Genomic DNA, 11,408 nt, shown 5'->3' on the forward strand with positions numbered 1-11,408 from the left:
CGCCGACGAAGGAGGAGATCGTCTTGCGGATCCGCCCGGCGTAGAGCAGCACTCCCAGCGCGGCGTCGTCCACGCCGCAGTTGTTGCTGATCGTGGTCAGGTCCGTGGCGCCCTTGTCCAGCAGCGCATCGATCAGCGCGTACGGGATCCCGCACAACCCGAACCCGCCCACGGCCAGCACCGCGCCGTCGGGCACGTCGGCCACCGCCTCAGCGGCGCTGCCCACCACCTTGTCCACCAGAGAACTCCTGTCGTCGTCGGTCAGGATCGTGCGGGGGAGGGCTCCGCGGCCTCCTCCGGCACCCGTTCGGTGACCAGGCGGGGCCGGGCCGCGGACACCCCGACGGCCACCTGGAGGACCAGCAGCACCAGCAGCAGCGCCATGCTCGGCCGCCACGCGCCGGTCGCGTCGTGCAGCAGGCCGACGGCCAGGGGGCCGGTGGCGGCCAACAGGTACCCGACGCTCTGCGCGGCCGCGGAGAGCCGGCCGGTCTGCGCGACGTCCCGGGTGCGCACCAGGACCAGCGTCATGGCCAGCGGGAAGCACAGGCCCGTGCCCAGGCCGTACAGCACCGCCCAGACCGCCGGCGCCGCGGCCGGGGCCACGAGCAGGCCGACGAGCGCGACCAGGATCGGCACGCTGCAGCCGAGCACCCACGGGACCTGGCCGGGTCGGCGGGCGGCCAGCGGCGGGACGACGAGGGCACACGGCGCGCCGACCGCGGCGGCGAGGGCCAGCAGTCCACCGGCGGCCACCGCGGAGACCCCGGCGTCGTCCTCGAGGACGTCGGGCAGCCAGGTCAGCATCGCGTAGAAGGTCAGCGACTGGAGGCCCATGAAGGCGGTCACCGCGAGCGCCACGCGATCGCGCAGGACGGCGGCGACCGGGAGCCGCGCGGCCGCGGGAGCACCGACCGGGTCCCGTCGGCGCAGGGCCAGCACGCCGACGACGACGGTGACGACCGCCACCGGCGCGAGCCAGAGCGCCAGGCCGCCCACGGCGCTCCCCGCGGCGTCGGCCAGCGGCTGGGCGAGCCCGGCGCCGAGGCTGGCCGACAGGGCCATGGACGCCGTCGTGGCGCCGAGGACCGGTGCGCTGCGCGGGCCGTACTCGGCGCGCACGGCTGCGGGCAACAGCACGTTCACCACGGCGATCCCGCCGGTGAGCAGCACCGTGCCGGCGTAGAGCCCCCAGGTGCCGGCCAGCCGCAGTGCGACGCCGGCGGTGAGGACGAGCGCCCCCGCCAGGACGGCGCGGTGCACCCCGAGTCGCGCGGCGAGCGCCGGCGCGGTGGGCGAGACCAGGCCGAAGCAGATCAGCGGCAGCGCGGTGAGGACCGCCAGTGCCGACGTCGGCACCGCCAGCTCGGCGCTGAGCTCACCCAGCAGCGGGCCGACCGCGGCGAAGGGCGCGCGCAGGCAGAGGGCGACGAGGACGAGGGCGGCAGCCGGCGCGAGCCAGACCCACCACCGGCGGGACCGGTGCTCTTCCGGGGAGGTCACGACCGCGGGCGCCCGGTCTGGAGCAGGTCCTGCTCGATGTGCCGCGCCGTCTCGAGCAGCCTCGGGACGAGCTCGTCCTCCAGTTGTTCCATCGACGTCCGGCTCGCGTGGACCGAGACGTTGACCGCCGCCACCACCTGGCCGTCGGCGTTGCGGATGGGCGCGGCCGCCGAGCGGAGGCCGGCCTCCAGCTCCTGGTCGACGAGCGCGTAGCCCTGCCGGCGCACCCGTTCCACCTCGGCCCGCAGCTCGACCGGGTCGGTGATCGTCCGGTCGGTGTGGACGGTGAACTCGGCCCGCTGCAGGTAGGCGGCGAGCTCGGCGTGGGGGAGGCCCGCCAGCAGCACCCGGCCCATCGACGTCGGGTGCGCGGGGAAGCGGGTGCCGACCGCGATGAGCACGGTCATGATCCGCTTCGTCGGCACCCGGGCCACGTAGACGATGTCGTCGCCGTCCAGCACCGACACCGAGGACGACTCGTTCACCTGGGTCACGAAGGTCTCCAGGTGCGGCTCGGCGACCTCGGGCAGGGTGAGCCCGGACAGGTACGAGTAGCCCAGCTCGAGCACCCGGGGGCGCAGCGAGAACTCCCGGCCGTCCATCCGCACGTAGCCCAGCTGCACGAGGGTGAGCAGGAAACGCCGCGCTGCGGCCCGCGTCAGCCCGGTGGCGCGCGCGACCTCGGACAGGCCGAGCCGGGGGTGGTCGGCGTCGAAGGCCCGGATGACGGCCAACCCGCGGTCGAGCGACTGCACGAACGTGCTGTCGCGTACCGGCAGGACGGCGGGGTCCTGGGGCAGGTCGGCGATCTCCACGCGGCTCCTCCTGAGCTGGAGCGCCGGTTTGCGCTCTGCGTCACATTGTGCGCAGAGTGAACGGGTGTTCGGCAAGCAGGCGTGACCCAGCATCACGGCGGGATCACGTCCCGAAACTGAGGCTTGACGGTGAGGCGGGTCACCTGTTTCCGTTCTCACTAAGAACAGTGGTTCGCAGGGCGAACAACTGCTGGCCCCCCACCTGAAGCTCCCGGGAGAGCGCCGATGCTCCGAACCCCAGCGGTCCCCGCGGCCGCGCCGCCGTCGTCCGCCGTCCGCGGCGCGGCCCCCGCCCCTGGCGGGTCGGCCCACCGTAGCGGTGTCCGGGATGCCGGCCCGGCGGTGACGCGGCCGTGACCGACTCCGCGCCCGTCACCGTCTACGAGCCGGCCGCCGACAACCCCGACGCCGGCGTCGCGCCCAAGCCGCCGGCCAAACGGTCGGTCGCCGGCTCGCCGATCCTGCTCGGCTCGATCGGCCTCATCGCCCTCGTCCTGCTGTTCGAGGTGCTGCCCCGCATCGGCGTCCTGCCCAACCAGTTCTTCCCGACGTCCTCGCAGATCGGGTCGGCGCTGATCGACCAGCTGGGGCAGCCGGACTTCTGGACGGCGCTGCTGGACACGCTGCAGGGCTGGGCCCTGGGCCTGGCCATCGCGGCGGTCGCCGGTGTGGTGCTGGGCATCGTGATCGGCAGCTCGCACTTCCTGCGCGAGTTCACCGCCTCCACCATCGAGTTCCTGCGGCCGATCCCGTCGGTCGCGCTGATCCCGCTGGCGGTGCTGCTGTTCGGCACCCAGATCGAGAGCAAGCTGCTGCTGGTCGTCTACGCGGCGTTCTGGCAGATGCTCATCCAGGTGCTCTACGGCGTGCAGGACGTCGACCCGGTCGCCCAGGACACCGCCCGCGCCTACCGCTTCGGGTTCCTCGCGCGGATCCGCTACGTCACCTGGCCGACGGCGCTGCCCTACGTCATGACCGGTCTGCGCCTGTCGGCGTCGGTCGCGCTCATCCTGGCCGTGACCGCCGAGCTGGTCATCGGCAACCCGGGTCTGGGCAACCGGATCGCGGTCGCCCAGAGCAGCGGCGCGATCGCCGCCACCTACGCGCTGGTCGTCGTCACCGGTCTGCTCGGCGTGGCCGTCAACCTGGTGTTCCGGTTCATCGAGCGGCGGGCGCTGAGCTGGCACCCGTCCCAGCGTGGAGAGGTGGCCCTCTGATGCGGGTCGTGCGTCGGATCGGCTTCACCTTCGCGCTGCCGGTCATCCTGTTCGTGCTGTGGTGGGTCACGTCGGCCAGCAGCACCGACTTCTACTTCCCGCCGCTGTCCCGGATCATCGACAGCCTGGTCGAGGAGTGGTTCGGCCCGCGGCTGGCCAACGACGTGGTGCCCAGCCTGCTGCGGCTGGCGGCCGGCTACTTCATCGCCGCGCTGATCGGGGTCACCCTCGGCGTGCTGATCGGCACGTACAAGCGGCTGCGGGACCTGCTGGAGCCGGTGCTGGAGTTCTTCCGCGCCATCCCGCCGCCGGTCATCGTCCCGATCCTCATGCTGGTCTTCGGCATCGAGAACACGATGAAGATCGTCGTCATCGCGTTCGGGTGCATGTGGCCGATCCTGCTGAACACCGCCGAGGGCGTGCGCGCGGTCGACAGCGTGCTGTCCGACACCGCCCGCACCTACCGGATCAGCGGCGCGGCCCGGCTGCGCCACCTGATCCTCCCGGCGGCCAGCCCGCAGATCGCCGCCGGCCTGCGGCAGGGCCTGTCGGTGGCCATCATCCTGATGGTGATCAGCGAGCTGTTCGCCGCCAGCGACGGCCTGGGCTTCGCCATCGTCCAGGCACAGCGGAGCTTCGCCATCCCGGAGATGTGGGCGGGCATGCTCATGCTCGGCCTGCTCGGGTTCCTGCTCTCCCTGCTGTTCCGCATCGTCGAGAACCGGTGGCTGGCCTGGTACCACGGCCTGCGCCGCGCTCAGCGCGCCGGCTGACCGCACGGCCGCACCCCCGACACTCCTGAACTCTCCCGAACGGAAGGCGCAACGCGATGCTCGAGGTCACCGGCCTCAAGAAGGTCTACGAGGGCAAGTCCCGGACGGTCGAGGCCGTCCGCGACCTGACCTTCACCCTGGACAAGGGCGAGCTGGTCTGCCTGGTCGGCCCCTCGGGCTGTGGCAAGACAACGCTGCTCAAGTGCATGTCCGGGCTGCTGGAGCCCACCTCGGGCTCGGTGGTGCTCGACGGCAAGAAGGTCGTCGGCCCGCCGCCGGGCATGGCGATCGTCTTCCAGGAGTACGGCCGCAGCCTGTTCCCCTGGATGACGGTGCGCGAGAACGTCGAGCTGCCGCTCAAGCAGCGGAAGGTGCCGGCGGCCCGCCGCAAGGAGCTGGTCGAGGAGTCGATCGCGGCGGTCGGGCTCAAGGAGGCGCACAGCGCCTACCCGTGGCAGCTCTCCGGCGGCATGCAGCAGCGCGTGGCGATCGCCCGCGCGATCGCCTACGAGCCGCAGGTGCTGCTCATGGACGAGCCGTTCGCGGCGGTCGACGCGCAGACCCGCGCCGACCTCGAGGACCTCATCCGCGACCTGTGGCACCGCTTCCAGGTGACCACCCTGTTCGTCACCCACGACATCGACGAGGCGGTCTACCTCGGGCAGCGGGTGCTCATCCTGTCCAACTCGCCGACGGTGATCCGCCAGGACCTCGCCATCGACCTGCCCGACGAGCGCGACCAGCTGCACACCCGCTCCTCGCAGCGCTTCGCCGAGCTGCGCGCGCAGGTCTACTCGCAGATCCACCGGCCGAAGGAGGAGACCCCCGGCGCGGTCGACACCCACGCGCCGGCCGTCATCGGCCAGCCCTCGGCCTGACCGCAGCGCCCGCGAGCCCGGCGCCCCGTCACGGGGTGCCGGGCTCGCGGCGTCCCCGGCTCAGACGGGCCGTGACGCGGCGGACCGCGGGGGTGTGGCGAGTGCCCGCCCGATGCCGCGCGCGGTGGCCAGGAGCGCCGGGATCACGGCGGCCGACCGGGCCTCCTCGCAGGGGATGATGACCGACAGCGCGGCGACGACCTCGCCGTCGGGGCCCCAGATCGGGACCGCCACCCCGGCGGCCTCCTCGTGCACCCACCCCCGCACGACCGCGTGACCGCGGTACCGCGTCTCGGCCAGCAGCCGCCGCAGCTCCGCCGGGTCGGTCACCGTCATCGGCGTCATCCTGCGCAGCGGCGAGGAGAGCACCCGCTCCTGGGCGCCGGCACTGGCGTGCGCCAGCAGCACCAGGCCGGAGGAGCAGGCGTGCGCCGGCAACCGGCTGGCGGTCCGGGTGATGTTGACGACCTCGGCCCCGCGGGAGGACTTCCGCTCCAGGTAGAGGACCTCGTCGCCCTCGAGGACCGCCAGCTGCGTGTGCTGCTTGACGACGGCGTGCAGGTCGTCCATGTAGGGCATCGCGGCGTCCCGCAGCCCGACGGTCTCCGAGGAGCGGGAGGCCAGTTCCCACAGCCGCCGCCCGACGCGCACCCCGCGGTGGGGCGCCCGCTCCAGCACTCCGAGCGCCACCAGCTGGTCGACCAGGCGGTAGGTCGTCGGCGTGGGGAGGTCGGCGCGGCGGGCCAGCGTGGCGACCGGCATCGCGGGGTGGTCGGCGTCGAAGGCCTCGAGGATGCGGACCGCTCGCGTGAGCAGGTTCTCCCGGGACGCGGCGTCGGTCACCCGGCGATGGTCGCACCGGGTGTGACTCCGACCACCACGAGGTTCTCGCCAGATGAGAAGTGGCGTGGTCAGGACGCGGAGCCGCCGCGACAGTCGTGCTCGCTCGAGGACGACTGTGCGGGAGGCGACACGTGGCAGAGCAGCAGCAGGTGCACACGCACCTGATCGGGTCGGAGGACGCCGGGGTGCCGCGGGAGGTCGACGCGGTCGTGGTCGGCGCCGGCTTCGCCGGGCTGTACGCCCTGTACCGCCTGCGGCAGCTGGGCTGGAGCGTGCAGGTCTTCGAGGCCGGCAGCGACATCGGGGGCACCTGGTACCACAACCGCTACCCGGGCGCCCGCTGCGACATCGAGAGCCTGGACTACTCGTACTCCTTCGACGAGGACCTCCAGCAGGAGTGGCACTGGTCGGAGCGGTACGCCTCCCAGCCCGAACTGCTCCGCTACATCCACCACGTCGCCGACCGCCACGACCTGTGGCGGGACATCCGGCTCGACAGCCGGGTGGCGGCGGCGACGTTCGACGAGACCGCCGATCGGTGGACCGTGCGCACCGAGGACGGCGTCGTCGTCTCCGCGCGCCACTGCGTGCTCGCCACCGGCGTCCTGTCGGTCGCCCAGGTGCCGGCCATCGAGGGCCTCGACGGCTTCCAGGGCGAGTGGTTCCACACGGGGGACTGGCCGCACGAGGGCGTGGACGTCACCGGCAAGCGGGTGGGCGTCATCGGCACCGGCTCCTCGGGGACCCAGCTGATCCCGCTCGTGGCCGAGCAGGCCGGGCACCTGACGGTCTTCCAGCGCACCGCCAACTTCTGCATGCCGGCGCAGAACTACCCGATGGTCGCCGAGGTCGAGCGGGAGTGGAAGGCGGAGTACCCGGAACGCCGGGCGAAGGCCCGCGTCTCCGGGTTCGGGCACAACCAGCTGAGCAACCCGAAGAAGGCCATGGAGGTGTCGGCCGAGGAGCGGCAGCGGGAGTTCGAGCTGCGCTGGCAGCTGGGCGGCCTGTACATGATGCGGGCCTTCTCCGACATCCTCGTAGACCCGGCCGCCAACGAGGAGTGCGCCGAGTTCGTGCGCGGCAAGATCCGGGAGATCGTCTCGGACCCCGCGGTGGCCGAGCTGCTCACGCCGCGCGGCTTCCACTTCGGCACCAAGCGGCTGTGCTCCGGCACCGGCTACTACGAGACGTTCAACCGGGAGAACGTGTCCCTGGTCGACGTGCGGCACGCGCCCATCGAGCGGATCACCCCCACCGGCCTGGCCACCTCGGAGGCCGAGTACGAGCTCGACGTGATCATCTTCGCCACCGGCTTCGACGCGATGACCGGCTCGATGCTGAAGATCGACATCCGGGGGCTCGGGGGACGCACCCTGCAGGAGAAGTGGGCACACGGTCCGCGCAGCTACCTCGGCGTCGCCCCGGCCGGCTTCCCCAACCTGTTCGTCGTGGCGGGCCCGGGCAGCCCCTCGGTGTTCAGCAACATGGTCAACAGCATCGAGCAGCACGTGGAGTGGATCACCGGGTTGCTCGCCGACGCCGACCTCCGCGGGGTGCGGCGGATCGAGGCCACCGCCGAGGCCGAGCAGGCCTGGGTCGAGCACGTCGACGAGGTGGCGCACCGGACGCTCTACCCCCGCTCCCCGAACTCCTGGTTCTTCGGCGCCAACACCCCCGGCAAGCCGCGGGTCTTCATGCCCTACGTCGGCGGCGTCGGCACCTACCGGCAGATCGCCGACGACGTGGCCGCCAAGGACTACGAGGGGTTCCTGTTCACGTGAGGACCCACCCCCGCCCGCACCACCCGTCCACCTGCCCTCCGAGAGAAGGAATCCAGTGAAGCGTTCCTCCACCACCCGGCTCGCGCTGGCGGTCTCCACGCTCGTCCTGTCCGTGTCCGTCGCCGCCTGCGGCGGCTCGTCCGACGAGCCCGCCGCCTCGGCGAGCGGGTCCGGCGGCGCGACCGCGGCGCCGGAGACGACGGAGATCACCGTCGGGGTGCAGCCGTTCGCCGAGGTGGCGGCGTTCTACGTCGCGGTCCAGGAGGGGCTCTTCGAGGAGCACGGCCTGACGGTGACCCCGCAGGTGGCCGCGGGCGGGGGAGCCGGCCTGATCACCGGGCTCGTCTCCGGGGACTCCCAGTTCGCCTACAGCAACTACGTGTCGGTCGTGCAGGCCGCGTCGCAGGGGCTGCCGCTGCGGGTGGTCCGCGAGAACGACCGTCCCGGCGTGCAGGGCGTGTACGCGCTGCCGGGCAGCGGGATCAGCAGCCCCGCGGACCTGGCGGGCAAGCGCATCGCGATCAACGGCCTCGGCAACATCATGGAGCTGACGACCCGGGCCGCCCTGGAGGAGAACGGCGTCGACCCGAACAGCGTCGAGTTCGTCGAGCTCGCGCCGCCGGAGTTCCTCCCCGGCATGGCCTCGGGCAACGTCGACGCGGCGTGGCTGGTGGAGCCGTTCGTGAGCATCGGCACCGACACCCAGCAGGCGCAGCTCGTGCTCGACGTGTTCGCCGGGCCCACCGAGGACCTGCCGGTGGCCGGCTGGATCACCTCCGCGCCGTTCGCCGCGGAGAACCCCAACACCGTCGCCGCCTTCCAGGCCGCCATGGACGAGGCGATCGCGAGGATCGCCGAGCAGCCCGACCTGGTCGCGGAGGTGGTCCCGACGTACACCCAGCTGACCCCCGAGGTGGCGGCCGGGCTGAACCCCGTCGTGTTCGCCGAGGACGACCAGCCGGAGGGCATCAGCCAGGTGGAGGAGCTGATGCGGGAGTACGGACTCGTCGAGGGTGAGGTGGACACCGCCGAGCTGATCGTCGCCGGCGACTGACCCACCCGGCCACGCCGCCCCGGTCCGGGTGGGACCGGGGCGGCGTGGCCCCTCGACGATCGGCTGGTGGAAGAGTCCTGGCGGGGAGCCGGTGCGGAGCCGCAGGATCGCGGGCGTCCGGCGGCCGGTACGCCGGGTGGGTCGGCAGACGGGGAGGACGGACGGCATGCGGGTGGCCATCGCGGGTGGCGGGATCGGGGGGCTGGCCACGGCCGCCTTCCTGCACCGCGCCGGGATCGAGGTCTCGGTGCACGAGCAGGCGCGCCAGTACCGGGAGATCGGCGCGGGGCTGGTCGTGGCGCCCAACCTCATGCGCCTGCTGCGCCGGCTCGGGCTCGCCGACGGCCTCGAGGGACGCGGCGTCCGGCTGGAGGTCGGCTGGGAGTTCCGCCGCTGGGAGGACGGCCGGGTGCTGTTCAGCCAGGACCTGGCCGACTCGGCCGCCATGTACGGCGAGGACACCTGGGTGGTCCACCGGGCCGACCTGCTCGACCTGCTCCTCTCGGTGGTACCCGCCGACGCCCTGCACCTGGGCGCACGCGTCACCGGGGTCGAGCAGGACGCCGACACGGCCCGCCTCGTGCTGGCCGACGGCACCGCCCGGACCGCCGACGTCGTGGTGGGCGCGGACGGCATCCACTCCACGCTCCGCGGCGCGGTCGCCCAGCCCGAGCCGCCGCGGTACTCGGGGATCTGCGCCTGGCGGTCGCTCGTCCCCGCCGAGGCCGCGCCGGACCTGGCCCGCCGTCCGGTGCAGACGCTGTGGCTCGGACCGGGGCACCACCTCGTGCACTACCCGGTGTCCGGCGGCCGGCTGGTCAACCTCGTCGCCTTCTCCCCGGCCGGGGACTTCGACGTCGAGTCGTGGGAGTCGCGGGGCCGGGTCGAGGACCTCGCCGCGGAGTTCGCCGGCTGGGACCCGCGGCTCGAGGCGCTCATCGCCGCCGCGGGCGAGGTCGGCCGCTGGGCCCTGCTGGACCGCGAGCCGATCCCGACCTGGACCTCGGGCCGGCTCGCGCTGCTCGGCGACGCCGCGCACCCGATGTTCCCGTTCTTCGCCCAGGGAGCCGCGCAGGCGGTGGAGGACGCGGCCGCGCTGGCGGTCTGCCTGGCCTCCGCCGGCAGCGTGCCCGACGCGCTGGCCCGCTACGAGGCCGTGCGCGTCCCGCGGGCGACCCAGCTGCAGCAGGCCAGCCGCGGCCGCCAGGCGCACCACCACCTGCCCGACGGTCCCGAGCAGCGGGCCCGCGACGACGCGTTCGCCGGCGACGACCCCCTGGCCCACAACGCCTGGCTGTACGGGTACGACGCCGAGGCCGCGGCGCGGGGCGACGTGCAGGACGCGACCGCGGGAGCCGGGGCGTGAGCGACCGGCTGTCCTTCGTCCACCGGTCGCTGCCCACCCGGGTGGTGTTCGGGGCCGGCGTCCTCGACCGGCTGCCCGAGGAGGTGGCCGCGCTGGGGCTCTCCCGGGTCGTGGTGGTGTGCGGTCCGCACCACGAGGACCTGGGACGACGGGTGGCGGCGCTGCTCGGCGAGCGGACGGTGGGCGTCCTCGCCGAGGCCCGCATGCACGTGCCCGTGGAGGTCGCCGGCCGGGCCCGGGACCGGGCGCGGGAACTGGCGGCCGACGGGTGCGTCGCCGTGGGCGGCGGCTCGGCGATCGGGCTGGGCAAGGCGCTCGCGCTCGACCCGGGCCTGCCGCTGGTCGCGGTGCCGACCACGTACTCCGGCTCGGAGTTGACGCCCGTCTGGGGGCTGACCGAGGGCGGGGCCAAGCGCACCGGCCGCGACCCGCGCGTGCTGCCGCAGGCCACCCTCTACGACCCCGAGCTCACCCTCGGCCTGCCGCCGGACCTGTCGGTGACCAGCGGGGTGAACGCGCTGGCCCACGCCGTCGAGGGGCTCTACGCCCCGGACACCAACCCGGTGGTCGCGCTCATGGCCGAGGAGGCGGTGCGCGCGCTGACGGCCGCGCTCCCGGCGATCGTGGCCGACGGCGGCGACCTGGCCGCCCGCACCGACGCGTTCTACGGGTCCTGGCTGTGCGGGTCCGTGCTCGGGGCGACCACCATGTCGCTGCACCACAAGCTGTGCCACACCCTCGGCGGCACGCTGGACCTGCCGCACGCGCCCACGCACACCGTCGTCCTGCCGCACGCGCTGGCGTTCAACCAGCCGGCCGCGCCCCGGGCGGTCGCCGCGCTCAGCCGGGCGCTCGGCGGCGTCCCGGACCCGGCGCGGGCGCTGTGGGAGCTCGCCGGGGTGCTGGGGGCGCCGATGTCGCTGGCCGAGCTCGGCATGGCGGAGCAGGACGTCCCGCGGATCGCCGAGCTCGCCGTGGCGAGTCCGTACGCCAACCCGCGGCCGGTCACCCGCGAAGGGGTGGAGGCGCTGCTGCACGCGGCCTGGGCGGGAGAGTCCCCACCGCCGCTGCACCTCTGACGGCCCGAGATCACGTGATCTCGGCGGCATCCGGGAGGGTTCGGGGGGGGATGACGTGATCTCGCCGCGCACGCGGGTGACCCCGCGATCATGGTGTTG

Annotated in this window: 11 protein-coding genes; 7 read left to right on the forward strand and 4 right to left on the reverse strand. The window is 73.6% G+C overall.

The genetic code is table 11. The features are described 5' to 3' along the window. From ACI789_RS24400 to ACI789_RS24410, 3 genes are all read right to left on the reverse strand, one after another. Positions 1-238: CoA-transferase (locus ACI789_RS24400; RefSeq protein WP_457010195.1), on the reverse strand; the 238-nt coding region annotated here is incomplete at its 3' end. A gap of 23 nt (positions 239-261) precedes the next feature. Further along, on the reverse strand, positions 262-1,503 hold the full coding sequence (locus tag ACI789_RS24405) for an MFS transporter (RefSeq protein WP_457012139.1): 1,242 nt from the start codon (positions 1,501-1,503) through the stop codon (positions 262-264). Next, positions 1,500-2,318: an IclR family transcriptional regulator domain-containing protein gene (locus ACI789_RS24410; RefSeq protein WP_457012140.1), complete on the reverse strand. Its 819-nt coding sequence runs from the start codon at positions 2,316-2,318 to the stop codon at positions 1,500-1,502. The genes ACI789_RS24405 and ACI789_RS24410 overlap by 4 nt, the downstream gene beginning before the upstream one ends. Positions 2,319-2,671: 353 nt before the next feature. Between ACI789_RS24410 and ACI789_RS24415 the strand changes: the two genes are divergently transcribed. The 3 genes from ACI789_RS24415 to ACI789_RS24425 are packed head-to-tail and all read left to right on the forward strand — an operon-like array spanning position 2,672 to position 5,186. Then, a complete protein-coding gene (locus ACI789_RS24415; protein ID WP_457012141.1) occupies positions 2,672-3,535 on the forward strand; it encodes an ABC transporter permease in 864 nt (287 codons plus the stop codon). Continuing rightward, the gene (locus tag ACI789_RS24420) at positions 3,535-4,308 is read left to right on the forward strand and encodes an ABC transporter permease (protein WP_457012142.1); all 774 of its coding nucleotides are present in this window, start codon (positions 3,535-3,537) and stop codon (positions 4,306-4,308) included. Before ACI789_RS24415 ends, ACI789_RS24420 begins: the two co-directional genes overlap by 1 nt. Positions 4,309-4,364: 56 nt before the next feature. Continuing rightward, on the forward strand, positions 4,365-5,186 hold the full coding sequence (locus ACI789_RS24425; RefSeq protein ID WP_456919485.1) for an ABC transporter ATP-binding protein: 822 nt from the start codon (positions 4,365-4,367) through the stop codon (positions 5,184-5,186). 60 nt (positions 5,187-5,246) lie between these two features. Here the strand turns inward: ACI789_RS24425 and ACI789_RS24430 are convergent, their stop codons facing one another. Further along, the gene (locus ACI789_RS24430; protein ID WP_457012143.1) at positions 5,247-6,029 is read right to left on the reverse strand and encodes an IclR family transcriptional regulator; all 783 of its coding nucleotides are present in this window, start codon (positions 6,027-6,029) and stop codon (positions 5,247-5,249) included. 131 nt (positions 6,030-6,160) lie between these two features. On the opposite strand from ACI789_RS24430, the gene ACI789_RS24435 reads away from it, so the two are divergent. The 4 genes from ACI789_RS24435 (at position 6,161) to ACI789_RS24450 (ending at position 11,309) form a co-directional block, all read left to right on the forward strand. After that, entirely contained in the window at positions 6,161-7,810 is a 1,650-nt protein-coding gene (locus ACI789_RS24435) for a flavin-containing monooxygenase (RefSeq protein ID WP_457012144.1), read from the forward strand. A gap of 55 nt (positions 7,811-7,865) precedes the next feature. Continuing rightward, positions 7,866-8,864 (forward strand): ABC transporter substrate-binding protein, encoded by a 999-nt coding sequence (locus ACI789_RS24440; protein ID WP_457012145.1) that lies wholly within the window; start codon positions 7,866-7,868, stop codon positions 8,862-8,864. Between the two features lie 166 nt (positions 8,865-9,030). Continuing rightward, positions 9,031-10,230, forward strand: coding sequence for an FAD-dependent monooxygenase (locus ACI789_RS24445; protein WP_457012146.1), 1,200 nt, complete (start codon positions 9,031-9,033; stop codon positions 10,228-10,230). Beyond that, positions 10,227-11,309 (forward strand): maleylacetate reductase, encoded by a 1,083-nt coding sequence (locus tag ACI789_RS24450; RefSeq protein WP_457012147.1) that lies wholly within the window; start codon positions 10,227-10,229, stop codon positions 11,307-11,309. The genes ACI789_RS24445 and ACI789_RS24450 overlap by 4 nt, the downstream gene beginning before the upstream one ends. The last annotated feature ends 99 nt before the right edge of the window (positions 11,310-11,408 follow it).

This window comes from Geodermatophilus sp. SYSU D00965 (assembly GCF_054050075.1).